General features: G+C 69.4%; 19 protein-coding genes. 17 read left to right on the top strand and 2 right to left on the bottom strand.

Translation table 11 applies throughout. From position 1 onward, the window contains the following. The first annotated feature begins 2 nt into the window (after window positions 1–2). Genes O7601_RS24700 through O7601_RS24675 form a run of 6 tightly spaced genes read left to right on the top strand, consistent with a single transcriptional unit; the run spans window position 3 to window position 6,265 of the window. On the top strand, window positions 3–1,193 hold the full coding sequence (locus O7601_RS24700) for a nucleotide disphospho-sugar-binding domain-containing protein (RefSeq protein ID WP_281563480.1): 1,191 nt from the start codon (window positions 3–5) through the stop codon (window positions 1,191–1,193). Beyond that, window positions 1,190–2,356, top strand: coding sequence for a glycosyltransferase family 4 protein (locus tag O7601_RS24695; protein WP_281563479.1), 1,167 nt, complete (start codon window positions 1,190–1,192; stop codon window positions 2,354–2,356). The genes O7601_RS24700 and O7601_RS24695 overlap by 4 nt, the downstream gene beginning before the upstream one ends. Window positions 2,357–2,360: 4 nt before the next feature. Continuing rightward, window positions 2,361–3,290, top strand: coding sequence for a thiamine pyrophosphate-dependent dehydrogenase E1 component subunit alpha (locus O7601_RS24690; protein WP_281563478.1), 930 nt, complete (start codon window positions 2,361–2,363; stop codon window positions 3,288–3,290). Next, complete coding sequence (locus O7601_RS24685) at window positions 3,287–4,291, top strand: transketolase C-terminal domain-containing protein (RefSeq protein ID WP_281563477.1); 1,005 nt, start codon at window positions 3,287–3,289, stop codon at window positions 4,289–4,291. The genes O7601_RS24690 and O7601_RS24685 overlap by 4 nt, the downstream gene beginning before the upstream one ends. 1 nt (window position 4,292) lies before the next feature. Beyond that, a complete protein-coding gene (locus O7601_RS24680) occupies window positions 4,293–5,480 on the top strand; it encodes a 2-oxo acid dehydrogenase subunit E2 (RefSeq protein WP_281563476.1) in 1,188 nt (395 codons plus the stop codon). After that, on the top strand, window positions 5,477–6,265 hold the full coding sequence (locus tag O7601_RS24675) for a hypothetical protein (RefSeq protein WP_281563475.1): 789 nt from the start codon (window positions 5,477–5,479) through the stop codon (window positions 6,263–6,265). The genes O7601_RS24680 and O7601_RS24675 overlap by 4 nt, the downstream gene beginning before the upstream one ends. Before the next feature lie 8 nt (window positions 6,266–6,273). On the opposite strand, the gene O7601_RS24670 is transcribed toward O7601_RS24675, so the two are convergent. Continuing rightward, complete coding sequence (locus O7601_RS24670) at window positions 6,274–7,422, bottom strand: aminotransferase class I/II-fold pyridoxal phosphate-dependent enzyme (RefSeq protein ID WP_281563474.1); 1,149 nt, start codon at window positions 7,420–7,422, stop codon at window positions 6,274–6,276. Between the two features lie 111 nt (window positions 7,423–7,533). On the opposite strand from O7601_RS24670, the gene O7601_RS24665 reads away from it, so the two are divergent. The 7 genes from O7601_RS24665 to O7601_RS24635 are packed head-to-tail and all read left to right on the top strand — an operon-like array spanning window position 7,534 to window position 15,429. Beyond that, window positions 7,534–7,800 carry a phosphopantetheine-binding protein gene (locus O7601_RS24665; protein WP_281563473.1) on the top strand — a complete coding sequence of 89 codons (267 nt, stop codon included), beginning with the start codon at window positions 7,534–7,536 and terminating at the stop codon, window positions 7,798–7,800. After that, complete coding sequence (locus tag O7601_RS24660) at window positions 7,752–9,419, top strand: non-ribosomal peptide synthetase (protein WP_348650216.1); 1,668 nt, start codon at window positions 7,752–7,754, stop codon at window positions 9,417–9,419. Before O7601_RS24665 ends, O7601_RS24660 begins: the two co-directional genes overlap by 49 nt. Then, window positions 9,416–10,432, top strand: a complete 1,017-nt coding sequence (locus tag O7601_RS24655; RefSeq protein WP_281563471.1) for an LD-carboxypeptidase — start codon at window positions 9,416–9,418, stop codon at window positions 10,430–10,432. Before O7601_RS24660 ends, O7601_RS24655 begins: the two co-directional genes overlap by 4 nt. Next, window positions 10,422–11,603, top strand: coding sequence for a cytochrome P450 (locus tag O7601_RS24650; RefSeq protein ID WP_281563470.1), 1,182 nt, complete (start codon window positions 10,422–10,424; stop codon window positions 11,601–11,603). The genes O7601_RS24655 and O7601_RS24650 overlap by 11 nt, the downstream gene beginning before the upstream one ends. Next, window positions 11,579–12,943 carry an alpha/beta fold hydrolase gene (locus O7601_RS24645; RefSeq protein ID WP_281563469.1) on the top strand — a complete coding sequence of 455 codons (1,365 nt, stop codon included), beginning with the start codon at window positions 11,579–11,581 and terminating at the stop codon, window positions 12,941–12,943. The genes O7601_RS24650 and O7601_RS24645 overlap by 25 nt, the downstream gene beginning before the upstream one ends. Continuing rightward, window positions 12,940–14,259, top strand: a complete 1,320-nt coding sequence (locus O7601_RS24640) for a peptide ligase PGM1-related protein (RefSeq protein ID WP_281563468.1) — start codon at window positions 12,940–12,942, stop codon at window positions 14,257–14,259. Before O7601_RS24645 ends, O7601_RS24640 begins: the two co-directional genes overlap by 4 nt. Window positions 14,260–14,292: 33 nt before the next feature. Next, window positions 14,293–15,429 carry a glycine amidinotransferase gene (locus O7601_RS24635; RefSeq protein ID WP_281563467.1) on the top strand — a complete coding sequence of 379 codons (1,137 nt, stop codon included), beginning with the start codon at window positions 14,293–14,295 and terminating at the stop codon, window positions 15,427–15,429. A gap of 8 nt (window positions 15,430–15,437) precedes the next feature. Here O7601_RS24635 and dpgD read toward each other — a convergent pair whose 3' ends face one another. After that, complete coding sequence (gene dpgD, locus O7601_RS24630) at window positions 15,438–16,247, bottom strand: enoyl-CoA-hydratase DpgD (RefSeq protein WP_281563466.1); 810 nt, start codon at window positions 16,245–16,247, stop codon at window positions 15,438–15,440. Window positions 16,248–16,304: 57 nt separating this feature from the next. Here dpgD and dpgA point away from each other — a divergent pair, with 57 nt between their 5' ends. The 4 genes from dpgA (at window position 16,305) to O7601_RS24610 (ending at window position 20,791) form a co-directional block, all read left to right on the top strand. Beyond that, entirely contained in the window at window positions 16,305–17,384 is a 1,080-nt protein-coding gene (gene dpgA, locus O7601_RS24625; protein ID WP_281563465.1) for a 3,5-dihydroxyphenylacetyl-CoA synthase DpgA, read from the top strand. 67 nt (window positions 17,385–17,451) lie between these two features. Continuing rightward, window positions 17,452–18,213, top strand: a complete 762-nt coding sequence (gene dpgB / locus O7601_RS24620) for an enoyl-CoA-hydratase DpgB (RefSeq protein WP_281567022.1) — start codon at window positions 17,452–17,454, stop codon at window positions 18,211–18,213. Continuing rightward, a complete protein-coding gene (dpgC, locus tag O7601_RS24615; RefSeq protein ID WP_281563464.1) occupies window positions 18,210–19,502 on the top strand; it encodes a (3,5-dihydroxyphenyl)acetyl-CoA 1,2-dioxygenase DpgC in 1,293 nt (430 codons plus the stop codon). Before dpgB ends, dpgC begins: the two co-directional genes overlap by 4 nt. Then, window positions 19,475–20,791: a PLP-dependent aminotransferase family protein gene (locus tag O7601_RS24610; RefSeq protein ID WP_281563463.1), complete on the top strand. Its 1,317-nt coding sequence runs from the start codon at window positions 19,475–19,477 to the stop codon at window positions 20,789–20,791. Before dpgC ends, O7601_RS24610 begins: the two co-directional genes overlap by 28 nt. The last annotated feature ends 9 nt before the right edge of the window (window positions 20,792–20,800 follow it).

The following is a 20,800-nucleotide window of genomic DNA, read 5'->3' as shown; positions in this document are numbered from 1 at the left end:
CCATGCGGGTACTGATCGTCACCCACGGCACCGACGGCGACGTGTTGCCCTTCCTCAGCCTCGCCGGCACGATGGTCGAGCGCCGGCACCAGGCGACCGTGCTCACCCACCAGCGTTATGGGCCGGCGGTGACCGCGGCCGGAGCGGAGTTCATTCCGATCGACGACGCCGACTCGGAACAGTCCCTGCTGGCTGCCACGCCCCGGCTGCTGTGCCTGAGGGGACCGGCCGACCTGCGCGACTTCTACCAGGACTGTGGGCTGTGGGAGCAGTTGTCGTTGGAGACCGAGGCGCTGACCGCGGCAGTCGAGCCGGGTCGGACCGTGCTGGTCGGCCGGCACACCTCGGCGCTGTCCGTGCTGCTGGCAGCGGAGCTCACCGATGTCCCGGCCGTCTGGTTGGCCCTCTCGCCCATCCAGTACATGACCTGGCCGATGGCCTCCTACAACTATCGGGCCGGCCTCGGCGACGGCCTCCGGCAGGTGCGCCACGAGGTGGGGCTGCCCGTTGACGGGGAGGCTCTCTTCCGCCCGCCCGACCTGGATCTGGCCGGCTGGCCGGACTGGTTCGACCGGGCTGGCGAGTCGGTGCCCACGGGAGTGCACTGCTGCGGATTCCTCAATGGCGACCGCTACCGCTTCGCCCCGGCCGGGCGGACTGCCGCGCCGGCCCGGCCGTCGGTGCTGGTGACCGGTGGCACCGGCCGGATGCTGCAGGACGACTTCTACGCGGTCACGGTGGCCGGCGCGATGGCCACCGGACATCCGGTCACTGTCGTGACGCCGTTCGCGGACCTGCTCGGCCCAGCCGAGCGTGGCCGGGTCACGTGGCTGCCCGGCGCCAACTACCACGAGCTGTTCACGCGATCGTTGGCGGTCATCCACCACGGCGGCATCGGCACCCTCGCGCGGTGCGTCGAGCTCGGAATACCACAGGTGATCGTCTCCGCGGGTGGTGACCGGTCGGACAACGGAGCCCGAGCGGCCGTACGGGGCGTCGGCGAATGGGTGGACTTCCGGGACTGGTCCCCGGCCAACGTCGCCGCGGCGTTGGAGCGGGCCGTGCGGCGGCCACCCCGTAACCCCGCTCCGGCCGCCGCCGGGGAAGCGGCGCGGCGCGCGACCGAACACATCGAGCGTTTCGCCGCCGACTGGTGGGCGCGGCGGCCAGTGACCGACGGGCGGGCACGATGAAGGTACTGCTCGCGCAGAATCTGCTGTACGCACCCGCGACCGGGGGCGCCAACAAGTCCGGCCGGGCGATGCTGGTTGACCTGGCGCGAACTGGGCACCGGTGTCTGGCGATCGCCCCGATCCGGGGACGGGTGCGCGGCGGCGGGCCGGAGGCGCTGACCGACTATCTCACGGCTCGGGGGGTGGTCGTCCGGGAGCGACGGCACGGCATCGTGTTCGACCTGGACGGGGTCGAGGTGCACGCAGTCGAACCAGCACAGCTCGCGCCGTCGGTCGCCAAGCTCGTCCGGGCCGAGCAGCCGGACCGGGTGTTGGTGCCGTCGGACGACCCGGGCGGTCTGGTCCTCTCCGCGGCCTGCGCCTCGGACCCGGGCAAGGTTGTCTACCTCATCCACACGATCCAGCAGTTGCCGTTCGGCCCCCGGGCCTTCTATCCGAACCCGGCCGCGACCGACCTGATACGCAAGGTAAGGGCCGTGGTGGCTGTCAGCGAGGCCGCCGAGGCGTATGCCGCGCGGCACGGCGGACTGCGCAGCACGGTGATCCGGCCGCACATCTACCCGGTGGTGCCGCCGTTTCGTGACGAGCAGGTGGCCCGACCGTATGTGACCATGATCAACCCGTGTGCGGTGAAGGGCATCGACATCTTTCTCGCCGTTGCCGATCGGCTGCCCGAGGTGGCGTTCCAGGCGGTCCTCAGCTGGGGCGGCGACGACGCCGACGTGCAGCGCCTGCGAGACCGGCCTCATATCACAGTGGTGACAGGCTCGGAGGACATCGAGCGGGTCTACGACCAGACCCGGGTGTTGGTGATGCCGTCGTTGTGGGACGAGACGTTCGGTTACACCTGCGTGGAGGCCATGCTGCGCAGCATCCCGGTGCTGGCCAGTTCGCACTCCGGGCTGGTCGAGGCCAAACTCGGGGTGCCCTACTCCCTGCCGGTGTCCACCATCGAGGAGTACGACTACGACGTCGGGGACGCCTCGATGCCGCGTCCGGTGGTTTCGGCGCAGGACGCCAGCCCCTGGGTCGCGGCACTGACCGAGCTTCTGTCCGAGCCGGCCCGGCACGCGCAACTGGCGCGGCAGGGCTGGGCCGCCGCCAGCGCGTTCGTACGCGGACTCGACCCGCATGCGCTGGCCACCCACCTGGTGGAGAAGTGACCTGATGGAACATTCGCCGTTCGGCGACACCATCGACCGCGTCACCCAGACCGTCGATGCCGACCTGGAGTTGCTGCTGTTGATCCGGTGCTTCGAGGAGAAACTCCTCGAACTCTTCGCCGCCGGTGTCCTCAGTGGCACAACGCACACCTCGATCGGGCAGGAACATGTCGCCGTCGCCGTCGCCCCCCTCCTGAGCGACGGGGACTTCGTCTTCAGCAACCACCGCGGGCACGCCCATTACCTGGCCCGATTCCCGGGTGACGCGGCCGGACTGCTGGCGGAGATCGCGGGACGGCAGGGCGCGGTCTGTCACGGGGTGGGCGGCAGCCAGCACCTGCACCGCGGCCGGTATGTCTCCACCGGGGTCCAGGGGGAGAGTGTCGCCCTGGCCGTGGGTGCCGCCCTGCACCAGTCCCAGGCCGGCGACGGCGGGCTGGCCTGTGCCTTCATCGGCGACGGCACGTTCGGCCAGGGCGTGGTGTATGAGAGCCTCAACCTCGCCTCGCTGTGGCGGCTGCCGCTGGTGCTGGTGGTCGAGCACAACGGCATCGCCCAGACCACCCCGACGGGTGCCGCCATGTCCGGCACCATCGGCGCCCGGGCGGCGGCTTTCGACGTGGACCACCTCCTGATCGACTCGTCCGAGGTCGCCGAGGTACGGGCGGCGGTGTCGGGTGCGGTGCGACGGGTACGGCAGGGGCGACCGCTTGTGGTGGAGTGCCGTGTTCCGCGACTGGGGCCGCACAGTCGGGGTGACGACACCCGCTCCGGCGCCGACCTCAAGGTGCTGCGCGAGTTGGACTGGCTGGCACGGTACCGTCGTCGCCGACCGGACATCGTGGACGCGATGATGACCCGGGCCCGAGCGCGGGTGGACGGCGTGGCGGCCGACGTGCTGAGTCGGCCGCTGAGCGGCTGGACCCCGCGATGACCGCACCCCGTTTTGTCGAGGACCTCAACCAGGCCCTGCACCAGGTGCTGGCTGGGGGAGACGACACGTATCTGCTGGGCCAGGACATCGCCGATCCGTACGGTGGCGCCTTCAAGGCGACCCGAGGGTTGTCGAGCCGGTTTCCCCAGCGGGTCCTGTCCACGCCGATCAGCGAGGCGGCGATGGTGGGCGCCGCGGGTGGCCTCGCTCTCGCCGGCAACAAGGTGATCGTCGAGGTGATGTTCTCCGACTTCGTGACACTGGCCTTCGATCCGATCGTCAACTATCTGAGCAAGGCCACCACGATGTACGGGTCCACTCAGTCCGTGCGGGTCGTGGTCCGGTGTCCCACCGGTGGCGGCCGTGGCTACGGGCCGACCCACAGCCAGAGTCTCCAGAAGCATTTCATGGGTGTGCCCGGCCTGGCGGTGTACGAGGCGACACCTTTCCACCGCAACCTGTCGGTGCTGCTGGGCATGCTCGGGGAGGGTCGGCCGTGCCTGTACTTCGAGGACAAGACCCTCTACGGCGAGCGGGTGTACGAGCATGGCGTGGTGAGCCCGACGTTCGGCTACGAACTGGTGGATGGCCACGACGGATTGGCGCGGGTGCGCTGCGTCGACACGCCTGCTCCCGACGTCGTCGTGATCGCGACGGGCGGCATGGCCCGCCGGGCGGTCCGGGCGGCGGAACGGGCCATGCTGGAACACGAGGTCGTGGCCGAGGTGGTCGTACCGGTGCGGCTCTACCCGGTGCCGACCGAGGCTCTGCTGGCGTGCATCGGAGCCACCGGGCGGGTGGTCGTCGCAGAGGAGAGTACGGCCGGGGCCAGCTGGTCGGCCGCGGTGGCGGAACAGATCCACGCTGCCCGCTGGGGCCGGCTGCGCCGGCCGGTGAGATCGGTGACCTCCGCCGACAGCGTCATTCCGGCGGCGCCCCACCTGGAGCGGGCGACGCTCGCCCAGGAGTCGGACATCCTCGCGGCGATTCTGGAGCCCTGACGTGCACGAGATTCGAGTGCCGAAGCTGAACAACAACGACGCCGTGTACATCCTCACCGACTGGCTCACCGCGCCGGAGGCGTGGGTGGCGGCCGCCACACCGATCGCGGTCCTGGAGACCTCGAAGGCCACCGAGGAGATCCTCACCCCCGCCGAGGGCGCATTCCGGCCACTGGTGAGTCAGGGCGCGGAGTGCGCTCCCGGTGAGGTCATCGGACTGCTGCTCCAAGCGGACGAGCAGCGTGCCGGGGCGGCCCCGATCGCCCCGTCGGCCGGCCCTGAACCGGTGGCCGCGACGGTGACCATCACCAACCCGGCCCGTGAGGCCATGCGACGCCTCGGCGTGACCGAGGCGATGGTGCATGGCCTGGGCCGCACGGTCGTCCGCACCGCCGATGTCGAGGCGTTGGCGGCCGGAGCGCAGCCGGTCGGCACGTCTCACCGCATCAGCGACATGGACGGTGACGAGGACATCGACGATGGTGGCGTGACCGGTGGCGAGCGGCGCAGGTTGAGCCCGCTGCAGCGGGCGGTGGCAGCCACGGTGAGCACCTCCCGCAGCACCATCCCGACCGGCTTCGTAGTGCTCAAGGTGGCTGTCGACGCGGCCCTCGCCGTGGCCAGGCAGGCGACGCGGCGGGCGGGCGCCTTCGTGGGCCTGACTGAGTTGCTGCTGCTCGCGCTGGCCCAGGCGCGGCAGGATCATCCACTGGCGTTCGCGCGTCCCGAGGACGACGGCTGGGTGCGGGTGCCCACCACCGTCGACGTCGCCGTCACCGTCGATCTGGGCAACGGCCTGCACCTGCCTGTCGTGCGGAACGTGGCGGCGCGCGGAATCGACGGTGTGGTCGCTGATCTCGCGGCGTTCCGGGCCGCCGCGACCGACGGGCGATTCACTGAGGGACAACTCGCCGGGGCGAACATCCTGCTGAGTGTCAACAACGAACGCGACGTCGTGTTCGGTAGGCCGGTCGTCTTCCCCGGACACGTCTGTGCGGTGTCCATCGGCGGCACACTTACCGAGTGCGCGCGGGACGCGAACGGAAACCACGCGGTCCGACGCGTGGTGCATCTCGGCTTGGAGTACGACCATCGCGTCTTTAACGGGGCGGACGCGATGGCCTTCCTGAGCACGCTCAAGGGCTTGCTGGAGCGACCAGAGAGCCTCCTCACGAGGACGACGCCATGACCACGGTACGGATGACGGTGGAGCGCCCCGGTCGGCCGGCCGTGCTTTTCGTCGACTTCCTACGCACGCCGCACAATGTCTGGAAGGCGTGCCGCCGTCACGACACCAGGCACGGCGTGCTGCTCGCCGACGTCGCGGCCGATCTGTCCCGCGGGGAGGTCGGGGCCGACGACACGTTACGGACGGTCGCACACCGGTACGCGGAACGGCTGGCCGACCTGCCGGAGCCGCCGGCCGCCCTGGTGACCTACTGCACCGCCACACCGGCGGCGTTGGCCATCGCCGCAGCCTGCGCCGCCGTGACGGGGCGGGCGCTACCGGTTGTCGCGGTCGAGCCGGCCTGGGTCACACCCGAACTGATCGCGGAAGAATACGGCAAACTGCGCGCCGCGGCCGGACTTACCGGACCGTCCGCCTTCGATGGCGACTGGGCCAGCCCGGGTCTGCTGGCCTGGGCGAGGGAGGAGCTCACCGGAGGGCTGGAGCGGATGACGGCCGACCTGGGGATGGGCCCGGCCGAGTGCAGGTCGATCGCTGGTGATCTCTGCGCCCAGTACCTCGGATGGTTGCGATATCTGCTGTTGGCCGTGACCGTGCCGGCGTGGCATGGCCTCGACCGGATCCGGTCGGTGGTGCTGAGCGCGGGAAGCGAGGTTTGGCTACCCGGGATCGACGGGGCGATTCCGGTGGCGCACCTGGACGCGCGCTTCGAGGTGATGTGCGCTGCCCCGGGGCTGCCGGATCTCGTCTTCCGGGCGGTGGACGCCGTCCTCGCGGACGCCTGACCGTCAGGTCACGCGGTCGCGCCGTAGCCCCGCGCGTGGATCGCGGTCGACATCGCCGTCACGATCTGGCGAAGCAGGCCAGCGGAGGTGGCGAAGTTGAGCCGGACAAAGCCTTCTCCCGGACGGCCGAAGCCTCGTCCGTCGGAGAGCGCGACCCTGGCGTGCTCCAGGAAGAACGCGGCGGGGTCGGTCAAGCCGAGCGGCCGGCAATCCAACCATGCCAGGTAGGTGCCGTCGGGCGGTCGGAAGCTGATCTGCGGCAACAGGTCGGCGAGTAGATCGGTGAGTAGAGCGCGGTTGTGGTCGAGGTAGTCGAGGATGTGGTCGAGCCAGTCGCCGCCCTCGCGGTAGGCGGCCACCGTGGCGACGATACCCAACGGGCTACGACCGCCGACCGCGAACGGCGACGCGGCCTGCCAGCGGGCGAAGTCGTCGTCGTTGGTGAGGATGAGCTGCGCGCACTTCAGGCCCGCGACGTTCCAGGCCTTCGAGGCGGACATGATGGTGGCGCACAGATTCGGGTCGATCGTGGCCAGCGGCGTGTGCGAGTTTCCGGGATAGATCAGCGGCGCGTGGACCTCGTCGGACACCACCCGGGCGTGGTGATCGGCCACCAGGTCGGCCACGTCCGCCAGTTCAGCCCGGGTGAGGACCCGTCCGGTGGGGTTGTGCGGATTGCACAGCAGCAGGGTACGCGCGCCGGCGGCCAGTGCCCGCGCTATGCCGTCCCGGTCGAGCCGCCCATCGCGGAGCGGAACTTCGATGATCTCTTCCCCAAGGAGCGAGATCACGTCGAAGAATGGTGGGTAGCACGGTGTGGGCACGATCACCGGTCCGCCGTAGAACCGCAGCGCGGCGGCAACTCCCTCGACGCCGTCGGGCACGCCGACGATCCGGGCGGGGTCGACCCGCCAACCGTAGCGCCGGGCGAGGAAGTCGGCGCAACTGGTGCGCAACAACTGGTCGTCGGTCGGCGAGTAGCCGAACTCGTCGAGTTCGATGGCCTGCGTGAGTGCGGCCCGGATCGGCTCGGCGATCGGAAAATCCATCTCGGCGATCCAGGCGGGCAGTATGTCCGCCCCATAATTGGTCCACTTGGCCGTTCGGCGCTGGCGTAGCCAGGCCAGGTCGATGTCGTCAAGCGAAATCTCGGCCACCCGTGTGTCCTCCCGTTGCCTCGTGGGCACTACCAACGGAGCTGGCGTCGTTATAGTATCGACAACCGTAAACCTTGCCAGGGACCCGATTTCGATGCGAGGGATGTCACTTTGGCATCGGAAAATCCGTTCGATCAGTTCGAGAAAGTCCTGCTCGCCACCCTGCCCGGGACATCCACGCAGGAGATCTCACCGGACGACCGGCTCGCCGACCTCGGCCTGAACTCTTTGCTCCTGGTGCAGTTGGTGGTGCAGATCGAGGAGGAGTTCGGCATCAACATGCCCGATGAGACCTTGACGGAGGAAACCTTTCATTCGGTTGACACGCTGTGGTCGACCGTTTCGGCGGTGCGGCAGTCCCGTCCGCAGGTGGGTTGACACCTGTGCCGCTGTGGTCGCGTTTTGAGACGCGGGTCAGTCTCGGGCCGGCCGTGATCGCGGTGCGGGACGCCGACCCGAGGCGCACCGTCACATACGGCCAGCTACGACAGGCGGCGGAGGCGCACTCCGCGCTGCTGCACGCGGCCGGGGTGCGGGCCGGTGACTGCGTGGCGGTGACGGCACGTCGCTCGGCCGGCGAACTCGTGGCGATCCTGGCGGTGCTCCGGCTCGGTGCGGCGTACCTCTCGATCGAGCCGGAGCACCCGCCCGCGCTCGCTCGCGAGATGTTGCAGCGGGCGGGGGTGCGTGTGGTGACCGGTGAACAGGGTCGGCTGGCCGCGGCCGGCGACGCCCTGGCCGGACTGTCGACTGTGGTGCTGCCAACGTGGGGCGGTGCGCACCGCTCCGCGACGCCGACGAGCGGGGGCGAACTCGGCCCGGTGCCGCCCGCATGCGCCGTGGCCGAGTGGTGCTGCGTGGTCTTTGTGCCCGGTCGGGATGGTAAACCACAGCCCGCGCCCGTAGCGCTCGCGACGATCGCCGCCGCCGTTGACGACCCTGGGCTGGGCACAGCCGACGCCTATGCGAGGTTCATGCGGCGGACTCCCCTCGCCACGCTGGAAGCGCCGTTGGAGATCTTCGCTCCGCTGCTTACCGGCGGCACGGTAGAGGTGTGCGGTGTCGGGTCGATGAACCCGGCCGGGCTTGGCGCCTTCCTGCGCGAACGCCGGATCTCCGCGCTTCACCTGAGCGGCGCCCGACTTCGCCAGATCGCGGAGTACCGCCCGACCGCGTTGGCCGGGGTGACCCAGGTCTTTTCGGACTGCGTGGGGGTGCCGCCCGACGCACTCGCCCGGCAACTCACCCGATGTCCAGAGCTGGTGGTCACGGCGTACCGGCCCGGGCCTCGTTCGATGCTGGTGCACCACTTTCGGCAGCCCGACGACGCGGGCCATCCGCTCGTCGAAGGGCTGCTCGCGGGGTCCGCCCACGACGATCGCATCGTGCCGGTGCAGGGGACCGCGGTGAACCTTGATGGCGTGGCTGCGGTGTTGCGTACCCATCCCGATGTGGTCGATGCCGGAGCCACGCTGTTGCCCGGCGGCCGGGTGCTCGCCGGAGTCGTGTCAGGCGCGGCTGCGCTGTCGGTGGCCGGCCTGCGGGCGCACGTCGAGCGGTGGCTGCACTCCGCCGCCGTGCCGAGTCAGGTCACGCTGATGGGGAAGCTTCCGCGGACGGCCGACGGTGAGCTTGATGAGGCGGGTCTCCGTGAAGCGGCGGCACCGTCAGCGATCGTGGCACGCCCGGCACCTTCGGCGTCGGCGAGGACGGCCGCGGTCTCGACGGTCAACGCCGCCCCGGCTGAGGGCGGCCACGCACTGGCCGACACGGTGCTACGCGCCTGGCGGGACGTGCTGGGCGAGGAGCGCGAATACCACCGGGACGACTCCTTCTTCGACGTGGGCGGCAGCTCGCTGCTCATCCTGCGTCTTCGGGCGGTGCTCCAGCAGGCAGTGCCCGACCGGCCGTTGGACATCGAAGACCTCTATCGTCACTCCACCCTGGGCGAGGTGACGGCCCTGCTGGCCGGATCTCGGCGAGAGGGCATCCGGTGACCGCGCCCACGACCTCGCCACCGCCGGTCGGACCGGGCGCTCATATTCGCGTGGTCAGCCCCGCGATGGCGAGCCTGGCCCAGCTGCCCGGTCGCACGCGACGTGCCATGGACGCCGCCATCCAGGCGGGCTACCGGGTGACCTTCGCGACCAACGCCTTCGCCCTGGCCGACGACGGCGTCACGGCCGGTCTGCCCGAGGAGCGGGCGAGTGACCTGATGGAGGCGTTCGACGACCCGACGGTGGACGTGGTGCTGGCGGCCGATGCGGGCTCGGCCACCCGGCACCTGCTGCCCCTGCTCGATCCGGCCGTGTTCGCGCGACGTCCCAAGCCGTTCGTCGGCTTCTGTGACAACGTGTTCATCAACCAGTTCCTGGCCTCGCGGGTGGGGCTCGGCTCGCTCTACGGCGCCACCTTCCTGGGGCACTTCGGAGAGGGCGGAAGTCCCTTTCCGGAGACGCTGGCCGGGCTCGGTGCCGCGCTCGACACCGCCGCGCCGCTGGCCTGCGCACCGGTCGGTCGCCGCACCGGTGAGTTCTTGAACTGGCATCTCACCGACCGGAACGAGACACCACGTGGGCGTTGGGTCGACGGCGGCTGTACCTGGCTGCGTCCCGGGACGAGCAGCGGGGTGCTGGTCGGCGGGGAACTGACGTTGGTCGGGCCGCTCGTGGAGACGTTCGACCTCGACCTCACCGGGACGGTGCTGCTGTGGCACAACGCCCATCGCAGCCCGGAGCCGGAGCGTACGTTCGCCGATCTCTGCACGCGGCTGGACCTGTCACGCGTCGCCGGCATGGTGATCGGCACCCACCCGGAGATACCGCCCGCACAGTGGGCCGCCCGCTGCGCCGACCTGCTGGACGAACTGCTGCCCGGAATCTCGTACCCGGTGGTCGTCAACGCGGACATCGGTCACGTGGACCCCAGTTGGGTGGTCAGGTATGGCCAGCGCGTGCGACTTGACTCGGGTGGTCCGCTGCTGTTCATGGAGGGCAACCGTGTCGAGTGAGCCGCCCTGGTCGCTGACCACCACGCGTACGCGCCCGTTCGACCCACCGTCCGACTGGGCGGATCTGCCGCTGCGTCGGCTGCGCTACCCGGACGGGCACCTGGGTTGGGCGGTGAGCAGCCACCGACTGGCCCGGCGGGTGCTCACCGATGCCCGGTTCAGCTCGCGTTCCGAGCTCACCCACACTCCGGTGCCCCGTGATGGAACTGGCCCGTTCATGGGCCGTCCAGCCCTGCCGGGCTGGTTCGTGGACATGGACCCACCGGAGCACACGCGCCTCCGCCGACTGCTCAGCGGCCACTTCACGATGCGGCGTATCGAACAGCTACGGCCACTGGTCACGAGGGTGGTGACGGACCAGTTGGCGGTGTTGCGGGCGCACGGGTCGCCGGCGGACCTGGTGGCGACATTCGCCAACCCGGTGCCCTCACTGGTCATCTGCGAGGTGCTCGCGGTGCCGCTCGACGCCCGGCTGGAGTTCTGCCGCAACAGCGGAGTGCTCTTCAGCCTCGACGCTACCGCCGACGAGGCGTTGACCGCGATGCGCAACCTGCACGAGTTGATGCTGGGGCTCGTCCGACAACGCCGCACCGCGCCGGGCAACGACCTGTTGAGCCAGCTCACCGCCAGCGACGCCGACGATGACGAACTGGCCGGGCTCGGCGTGCTGCTGCTGACCGGTGGTCACGACTCCGTCGCCGGGATGCTGGGGCTGGGGGTCATGGCGCTGCTGACACATCCGGAAGAACTCGACCGGTTGCGCGCCGGTGAGGTGTCGCTGACCCGGACGGTGGAGGAGTTGCTGCGATATCTGACCGTGTTCCAGTACGGACTACCCCGGACCGCGTTGAAGGACGTCGAACTGGACGGCGAGCTGATCCGGGCCGGTGAGTGCGTGACGGTTCTCCTCTCTGCGGCAAACCGGGACCCGCACGTGTTCGACCGACCGGACGAGCTGGATCTCGGGCGGACGACGGCCGGGCATGTGGCGCTCGGCGCGGGCATCCACCAGTGCGTCGGGCAGCACCTGGCGCGCTTGGAGATGGAGATCAGCTACCACGAGCTGTTCGGGCAGTTCCCAGGGCTGCGACTGGCGGTACCGGCGTCCGAGGTGCCGATGGCGGTGGGCAGCGGACGGTATGCGGCGTGCGAGTTGTCGGTGGCCTGGTGAGGCCGGCCGAGATCCCGTGCTCCGCCTGGGGCAGCGGGCCGCCCGTGCTGTTGCTGCACGGGATCACCACCAGCTCGGCAGACTGGGCTGAGATCGCGCCCGCCCTGGCGACCGGGCGGCAGGTGCTCGCGTACGACCAGCGGGGGCACGGTGACCGGGCCGACGTCGGCCCGTACAGCCTCGATCGGCTCACCGAGGACGTGACAGCATTCCTCGATGCGCGGGGTCTGGCCAAGGTCGATCTCATCGGCCACTCCATGGGCGGTGTGGTCGCGATGCGGTTCGCGCTGGCCCACCCGTCCCGCGTCCGATCCCTGCTGTTGATCAGCGCCACCGCCGAACCGGTGTCGCCGGTGCCCGCCGAGGTCATCCTGCGCCTCGCCACGGTCGGCCGCGAACGCGGTATGGCGGCGTTGGCGCAGATCATCGACCGGATCGACAACAGCCTGCCGTTCCGTAGCAAGCCCCAGCGGGATCGCTTCCGGCACGACTTCGCCCGCACCTCGGTCGAGGCCTACGCCACGTTGGGACGGGAGTTGAGCCAATACCCGTCGATGCTGGACGAACTCGCCCGACTCGACATTGCCGCGCTCGTGATGGTGGGCGAGCACGACACCCCGCTGCGGTCAGCCGCCGTCCGGCTGGCCGGCACCTTGCGCCGGGCCCGGTTCGTGGTGGTACCCGACGCGGCCCACGCACCCCATCTGGAGAACCCAACGCACTGTCTGGCCGCGATCCTTGCACATCTGGACACGGCCGACGATGCGGACGTCCGATCCACCGAACCAGGGGAGTTTTCCCACATGACAGTGCCGACTATGCCGGTGCGGGACGTGTTGACCGAGGCGTACGGCCGTGTCCACCGTCTGGTCCACGATGCCCTGGCCAGCCTGCGACCCGGAACGTTCGTCCACCAGATCGAGCCGGGCACGAACTCGATCGCCTGGCTGGTGTGGCACCTGACCCGGATCCAGGACCATCACATCGCCGACATCATGGGCGAGCCCGAGCTGTGGGCGGATCCACAGTGGGCGACGCGCACCGGCGTCGAGCGCGACGTGTCCACCCGCGGGCAGGGCGACGGTCCGGACGAGATCGCTGCCCTGGCCAAAGCCGACAGCGATGGCGTCTCCGCCTACCACGACGCGGTGATGGCCAGGACCTTCGGCTATCTCAGCGGAGTGACCGAAGCGGAACTCGCCCGGATCATCGACACGTCGTACACCCCGCCGGTGAGCGTCGGGGTGAGGCTGGTCAGCGTGCTGAGCGACAACCTGCAACACGCGGGGCAGGCGCTCTTCGTCCGGGGCATGCACGAGCGGATGGAGCAGGCCCGATGACCCGGTTGCTGGTGGGTAACGAGTTCAACGAGGATCGGTTCGCGGTCGCCGACGCCAAGCGCAAGCAGAGCGGCTGGTGGACGCAGCGGCTGCTCTGGCAGGCGGTCGACGACGACATCCTGGTGCTGCCGGTGGCACCCGAGCGCAGCTACCTGGATTATGTGACGGGATTGACCGGCACCGACTCGGCGACCCTGCGGATCGTGGTCCCGCCGGTCGGCCAGCTCGGCGTCGGGGTGCTCTCCCCGGATCGGTTGACGGACCCCGAGTTCCTGGCCGAGGTTCGGGCAGCGGTGGGTGGCCGGACCGTGACCGAGGTTTGTTGGCTGCACCCGGACTCCTCGATCGCCCGCCTGGCCGAGGCGATCGGAGCGGCGGACGCGCTGCCCGGGTTCGCCTTCCTGGCTCAGGGTGGTGGCCGGCTGGCCAACAGCAAGGCCGCGTTCCGGGCGGTCGCGGCGGGCGCGGGCGTGCCGCTGCCGGACGGTGGTGTCTGCACCGACCAGGCGACAGCGGCGGCGCTCATCGGTGACATGCTCGATGCCGGGCATCCGGTCATCCTCAAGCACGACTTCCGTACCGGCGGCCGGGGCAACGAGATCGTGGCCCCCGCCTCGGGCGTACTGCCGGTCGGGGCCCAGCGTGTGGTGGTCATTGCGGACCGCCCGGCCCTGGTGACCTACCTGGCGTCGCGATGGGACTGGTTGACCAGCCACGGGCATACGCCTGTGGTCGTGGAGCGGTACCACCCGGACCATCGGGCGGTGTTCCTGGAATACCTCATCACCGACGCCGGCATCGAACTCGCCGGCCAGGGAGAGATGCTCTCCGCCCCGGTGGCGATCGCGGAGGTGATCCCCGCGCCGGACCTCACGCCGACCACGATGGCGGCACTTGTCGACGGCGCGGAGCGGCTGTGCGAGTCGCTGCGCGCCCTCGGTTACCGTGGCCTGCTCTCCGCCGACTCACTGGTCACCCCGGACGGGGTCTTCTTCAGTGAGTACAACGGCCGGGTCACCGGCTCGACCCACATCTACGGGGTCGTCGGGGCGAAGTTGGTCGGCCCGGACTACGCCGACCGGCGCGTGCTGCTGGAGCGCGACGACTGGAAGGTGCCTTCGTTGGAGGCGGCGCTGGCCGCGCTGACGCGGGCCGGCCTCGCGTTCGACCCCGAGTCAGGCACCGGCGTGGTCGCCGTCATGCCGCACAACACCAGCAACGGAACGCTGCGTTACTGCTACGTCGCGGCGACCCTGGCGGAGGCATGGGCCGGTCAGGAGCGCGTAGAGGCGTTGCTCGCACCCGTACCTCAGTAATGGTCCCGCCGCTCTCACCCACACGGAGTTGCCGTGCACCTCAACAGTTATGACGAATGGTCGCCGTTGCGCGAGGTGGTCGTCGGATCGGCCCTGAACTACACCTCGCACGAACGGGAACTATCCTTCGACCTGTTCTTCCACGACAACCTGATCCGATCCGAGTGGTACTACCCCCGCCTGGCGGTCTCGCCCTCGGACGGCAGCAGTGAACGGCTGGCGATCAAACAACGCTACGTCGACGAACTGAACGAGGACGTCGACGGCATCGCCTCGACGTTGGAGTCTCTGGGCGTGACCGTGCACCGACCGCTCGACGTTCGCTCGGACACCGCGTCGGTACGCACCCTGGCCTGGGAAGCGGCGGTGGTGCCGCCGCTGAACGTGCGGGACAACACGCTGATCCTGGGCGACGAGATCGTCGAGACGCCGCCGATGGTGCGCGCGCGCTACTTCGAGACCCAGTTCCTCAAGCCGATCTTCGCCCGGTACTTCGCCGAGGGGGCTAGATGGACTGTCATGCCCAGGCCCCTGATGACCGACTCGTCGTTTGATCTGTCCTACGCCGAGTCATCGTCGATCGGTGGCCCGACCGAGCCGATCCGGAACCCTCAGCCTTCGGCCTACGATGTCGGCTTCGAGATGATGTTCGATGGCGCGCAGTGCCTACGGCTCGGCCGCGACATCGTGGTGAACGTCTCCACCGTCAACCACGCGTACGCGGTCGACTGGCTGGAGCGCCACTTCGAGGGACGGTTCCGGTTCCACCGGGTGCACCGCCTCTCGGACAGCCACATCGACAGTATGGTGCTCGCGCTGCGGCCCGGCACCCTGCTCGTGCGCTCGGAAGCGGTCGCCGAGAAGTTGCCGGCGCCACTACGCAGCTGGGACATGATCATTCCACCACCGCCGGAGGGGAACAACTTCCCCACCTACGCCGACGACGACCTGGTTCTGACCAGCCCATTCATCGACCTCAACGTGCTGTCGGTGGACCCGGACACGGTGTTGGTCAACGAGGCATGCCCGGAGCTGATCAAGACCCTGGAACAGCGGAAGTTCACTGTCGTTCCGGTGCGTCACCGGCATCGGCGGCTCTTCGGCGGCGGCTTCCACTGCTTCACTCTCGACACCGTCCGGGACGGCGGACCGGAGGACTACCTGGGATGACCACCCGATCAGGTGCCCGTCCACCGTGGTTGGCGCTTCTCCGCGAACGCCAACGGCCCCTCGGACGCGTCACGACTGTGCCGGCGTCGCTCCTCGCCCGGGTAGTGCGCCCGGAAAGCCTCTGCGAGCGGCATGGTGGCGGACGCAGCCGCGGCCTGCTTGATCGAGCGCACCGCGAGCGGGGCACAGCGCAGTAGGTCCTCCACCCACTCGGCCACGGCCGTGTCGAGTTCTTCCGCGGGCACGACCTCGTTGACCACACCCAGGTCGTACGCGCGGTCGGCGGTCAGTGGGCGGCCCGTGAGGAGATGACCCATGGCGACCTTCAGCGGTACCTGCCGGGTGAGCCGGAACACCCCGCCGGCCCCTGGGACAAGACCGAGCCTGGCCTCGGGCAGCGCGAAGGTGGCGTCGGTGGACGCGATGATGATGTCGCAGGCCAGAGCCAACTCGAACCCGCCCCCGAGGGCATACCCCCGGACCGCCGCGATGACCGGCTTGTCGAGGTCGAAGCGCTCCGTGAGCCTTGGCCATCCGGGCCGGCCCCGGCTACCGAAGGAGGACGCCGGGGGGTTGCCGGTGCGGATCTGCTCCGCGGTCTCCTTGAGATCCTGCCCGACGGAGAACGCACGGGTGCCCGCCCCGGTCAACACCGCGACCCAGAGGTCGTCGTCGGCGGCGAAGTCGTCCCAGACCTCGGCCAGTTGCGCATGCATGGCGAGGTCCATCGCGTTGTGCACTCGCGGTCGATTGAGCGTCACCCGGGCGACCCGGCCGTCCTTGACGTACCGAACCCGTTGCGCCGACACGAGGCTCACCCGCCCGTTCCCTCGACTTGAACTGGATTGGACTGATCGACCATGGACAGTACCTCGATGACAGGCATGGTGGGCGGCACCGATTCGCGGCGGCGGACCGCACGGATCGTCGGAGTGGGGACCGCCGTTCCACCGGACTCCTACTCGCAGGCCGACCTGTTGGCCGAGTTCGCCATCAAGGACGAGAAGATCCGGTTGCTGTTTGAGAACAGCGCTATTGAGCGCCGTCATCTCATGCTGCCACCCACCGGGGCCGACGGAGCCCGGGAGACCGAGTCCCAGGGGCAGTTGCTGGAGAAACACCGGGCGGGCGGGCTGCGAATCGCGTCGGCGGCCATCGACAGTTGCCTGGCCGAGGCGGGCGCCTCGATCGACGACGTGCGTTACCTGTGCTGCGTGTCGTCCACCGGCCTACTGACGCCGGGCTTCTCCGCGTTGGTCATCAAGGAGATGTCGCTGTCCCGGAAGTGCTCGCGGCTCGATGTCGTGGGGATGGGTTGCAACGCCGGCCTCAACGCGCTCGACGCCGTGGCGAACTGGGCCTGTGGTCATCCCGGCGAGTTGGCGCTCGTGGTCTGCATCGAGGTGTGCTCGGCCGCGTACGTGTTCGACGGCACCATGCGCACCGCTGTCGTGAACAGCCTCTTCGGGGACGGGGCTGCTGCCGCTGCCGTGGTCGCCGGTAAGCCGACGGATGGGCCGGAGCTGGTGACCTTCGCCAGTCAGGTGATCCCCGAGGCGAGCGCGGCGATGCGGTTCGACTGGGACATGGAACACGGCAGGTTCAGCTTTTTCCTGGATCCGCACATCCCCTACGTGGTCGGTGCGCACGCCGAGGAGGTTGTCGGGCGGCTGTTGGCGGGCACCGGGTTGCGGCAGTCCGATATCGCGCACTGGGTGGTGCACTCCGGGGGCAAGAAAGTCATCGACTCGGTACGGGTCAATCTCGGGCTGACTCGGCACGAGCTTCGGCACACCAGTAGCGTGCTGCGCGACTATGGCAACCTGTCCAGCGGCTCATTCCTCTTCTCCTATCAGCGCCTGCGGAGCGAGGGCGTGGCACGCCCGGGTGACTACGGCGTACTCATGACTATGGGTCCGGGGTCCACCATTGAGACCGCCTTGCTGCGCTGGTAGAGCAGTCCGTCCGTCCTGGATTGACAGGAAGGTGTTAGACATGCACAGGCACCGATGAGTGGCATCGATGATGATAATGTTCGACGTGTCTGCCAGTGATGATCGGGGAGCTGTGGACGTATCGGGTGAGGTCTTCCGGCTTGGCGACGAAACCGCCCTGGAACTCGTGGTCGACGCCACGCGTGGGCTGGCCGCGGTGACCGCGGTAGTCAACGCTGCCAGCCAACGAGCGGAGGATCACGCGGGTCAGCAGGTGATTCTGTTGCGGATGGCCGCGTTCCGGCAGGGGGAACAGTCCTGGCCGGGCGCGGTCACCATCAAAGAGGTCAATTCGTGGGAGCGGGCCGTGCGTCGGCTGGAACGTTCTACTGCCGTGTGCATCACGGTGGCGGACGGAGTATGCGGCGGTCCCACGCTCGATCTGTTACTCGCCACCGACTATCGCATCGTCTCCACCGACTGCCGGATCTTCCTGCCCATCAACGCCGGGCACTGTTGGCCGGGGATGGCGCTGCACCGGCTCGTGCAGCGACTCGGGCTCTCGAAGGCACGGCAGCTGGTGCTGTGGGGGCACGAGCTGAACGCGGACGAGGCGCTGCGGCTCGGGCTTGTCGACGAGGTCGCACCGCCCGAACAGCTCGACACGACCTGGCGCTCAGCCGCCATGCTGATGGGACCGACGGCCGGGTTCGATCTCGCGATGCGCCGGCAACTGCTGTTGGAGGCCATTGCGACCGAGTTCGACGACGCGCTCGGTACTCACCTCGCGGCCTGCGATCGCGAGTTGCGCCGGTTGGTCACGTCGCGGGTCGACGAGAGCAAGAGATGAGCGGGCGGCTCGCCGGCGAGGCGGCGACCCTGGCTGCCACCGTCGCCCACAGCGAACGCGCGCTCGGCCGCCTGCCGACCAGGGCCTGTCGTACGGCGGAGGAGCAGGCGGCCGCCGACTCCCTGCTGGAGAGCGCCCGGGAGGCCCGCGACGCGTTCGTCGACGCCCACGCCGCGGCGATCTACGATGCCCTCACCCATGACCGCTCGCGTCCTCTCACGCTGTCGCCGCTCGTGCTGGCCGCGGCGGAGGCATTTCCGGGCCTGGTGCCGACCGCTAGGCAACTCGCCGAGGAGCGAGCGCGTCGTCAGGCCGACAAGGATGGACTGGAGATCGATCAGGGGATCTTCTTCCGTGGCCTGCTGCGGGTGCCCGAAATCGGTGAGCACCTGATCTGGGCGATGCGCCGCCCCGGCACGGCCGCCGCGTCCCTGCTGCCCTCGTTCCAGGCCACCGGACGACTCGACCTGGGTCGGGTGCTGCTGGAGCGGCGCGGCGAGGCCGCCCACCTGACCTTTAACAATGATCAGTTTCTCAACGCCGAGGACGACGAACTGGTCGAGGCGATGGAGACCGCGGTCGACCTGGCCCTCCTCGACCCGCAGGTACGGGTCGGCGTGCTCCGCGGTGGCCCGGTGCGTCGTGGCGGCTATGACGGCCGGCGGGTGTTCAGCGCCGGACTCAACCTGCGGCACCTTCGCGACGGGCGCATCTCGTTTGTCGACTTTCTGCTCCGGCGGGAGCTCGGTTGTGTCCACAAGATGATCCGGGGCCTGGCGCATGACCGTGACCAGACCAGGACGTCGGTCACGAAGCCGTGGATCGCCGCAGTCGATTCCTTTGCCATCGGCGGCGGCCTGCAACTGCTTCTGGTGATGGACAGGGTGATCGCCGCGGACGACTCCTGGTTCAGCCTGCCGGCAGCCAAGGAAGGCATTGTCCCGGGAATCGCCAACATGCGTCTGCCCCGTGCGGTCGGCGCTCGGCTGGCGCGCCGGATGATTCTCGGCGGTGAGCGCCTGCACGCGAAGGATCCGGAGGCCAGACTCATCTGCGACCAGGTCGTTGCCCCGCAGGACATGGACTCCGCGATCGAGGACGCGGTGCGGGACCTGGCCAGCCCGGCGGTCGCCGCGAACCGCGCGATGCTCAGCCTGGCCGAGGAGCCGCTGACCATGTTCCGTGAGTACCTTGCCGAATTCGCCGTCGTGCAGGCCCGACGGCTCTACAGCGCTGACGTCCTGCGCAAGGTGGGTGCCGCATGGAACTCTCCGGCGTCGAAGCTCTGACCGAGTCGAAGCGCGACGAGCCGCTGCTGCTGCACTCATCGCTGGCGGATCCGGCCCTGCGGTCGGTCCAGGTGCTCAACGAGATCATGTCGCGCCATCCGACGGCGATCTCGTTCGCGCCGGGAGCGCCCGACCTCGGCCACCTCGACGACACCGCGGTCAACCACTACCTCGGCGTCTACCAGACGTACCTGGCCCGTGAGCGGGGCTTGAGCGATCAGCGGATCCGGCGTCTGCTCCACGAGTACGGCCCGAGCCAGGGCATCATCAACGAACTCATCGCTGGAGCCCTCACCCGCGACCTCGGCGTTGCGGTGTCCCCCGAGGCGGTCGTGGTCACCGTCGGCGCTCAGGAGGCGATGCTGCTGGTGCTGCGGGCGCTGTGCCGCTCGCGGCAGGACGTGCTGGCCGTGACGAACCCGTGCTATGTCGGAATTGTCGGGGCGGCGCGGCTGCTGGACATCCCGCTCGTGGCCGTGCCGGAGACCGAGGCGGGCATCGACACCCAGGCGCTCGAGCGGGCGTGTGCGGTGGCGCGAAGCCAGGGGCGCCGGATTCGCGCGGTGTACGTCGCGCCCGACTTCGCCAACCCGTCCGGGGTGTGCTGCCGCACCGACGTCCGGGAGACGCTGCTCGCGGTGGCCCGGCAAGAGGATCTTCTGGTCCTTGAGGACAGCGCCTACGCGTTCACCGCCCCGACCGCCGGTGTGCCTCCGTCGCTGAAGGCCATGACCGGTGGCGACCGGGTCGTACACCTGGGCACGTTCGCCAAGACCTGTCTGCCCGGCGCGCGGGTCGGTTACGTGGTCGCCGACCAGCGCTTTTACGACGACCGGGGCGGCGGGACGTTGTCGGAGGCCCTCGCGCTGCTCAAGGGCATGGTGACGGTCAACACCTCTCCCATCTGTCAGGGCATCATCGGCGGAATGCTGCTGGCGCACGGCGGTTCGATGGCCGCCCTGGGCCAGGCCCGTGCGGGGGTCTACCAACGCAACCTCGACCATCTCCTGGCGGCACTGGGCCGGCATCTACCGCCCGGGTCGGGGGTGACCTGGAACCGCCCGCAAGGTGGTTTCTTCGTACGGCTCCGGACACCGGTGGTGGCCGACTACGGGTTGCTGGAACTCGCCGCGTCCCGGTTCGGCGTGCTGTGGATGCCCATGTCCGCCTTCCACCTGGACGGGTCTGGGCGCAACGACATCCGCCTGTCGTGCAGCTATCTGACGCCGCCTCAGATCGATGAGGGCGTACGTCGGCTCGCCGACTTCGTCACCGAGGTGACCGGGTGAACGGTCTGT

Source organism: Verrucosispora sp. WMMD573 (assembly GCF_027497175.1).
Classification (GTDB): domain Bacteria; phylum Actinomycetota; class Actinomycetes; order Mycobacteriales; family Micromonosporaceae; genus Micromonospora.
Note: the sequence above shows the minus strand (reverse complement) of the source record. Positions and strands in the feature narration are given on the sequence as shown.

Bases quoted from the DNA above. Each gene is read 5' to 3' on its own strand.
- O7601_RS24640 (WP_281563468.1), top strand. From the start codon at position 12,940: ATGACCCGGTTGCTGGTGGGTAACGAGTTCAACGAGGATCGGTTCGCG.
- O7601_RS24700 (WP_281563480.1), top strand. From the start codon at position 3: ATGCGGGTACTGATCGTCACCCACGGCACCGACGGCGACGTGTTGCCC.
- dpgA (WP_281563465.1), top strand. From the start codon at position 16,305: ATGACAGGCATGGTGGGCGGCACCGATTCGCGGCGGCGGACCGCACGG.
- dpgB (WP_281567022.1), top strand. From the start codon at position 17,452: ATGATGATAATGTTCGACGTGTCTGCCAGTGATGATCGGGGAGCTGTG.
- O7601_RS24675 (WP_281563475.1), top strand. From the start codon at position 5,477: ATGACCACGGTACGGATGACGGTGGAGCGCCCCGGTCGGCCGGCCGTG.
- O7601_RS24695 (WP_281563479.1), top strand. From the start codon at position 1,190: ATGAAGGTACTGCTCGCGCAGAATCTGCTGTACGCACCCGCGACCGGG.
- dpgC (WP_281563464.1), top strand. From the start codon at position 18,210: ATGAGCGGGCGGCTCGCCGGCGAGGCGGCGACCCTGGCTGCCACCGTC.
- O7601_RS24690 (WP_281563478.1), top strand. From the start codon at position 2,361: ATGGAACATTCGCCGTTCGGCGACACCATCGACCGCGTCACCCAGACC.
- O7601_RS24610 (WP_281563463.1), top strand. From the start codon at position 19,475: ATGGAACTCTCCGGCGTCGAAGCTCTGACCGAGTCGAAGCGCGACGAG.
- O7601_RS24685 (WP_281563477.1), top strand. From the start codon at position 3,287: ATGACCGCACCCCGTTTTGTCGAGGACCTCAACCAGGCCCTGCACCAG.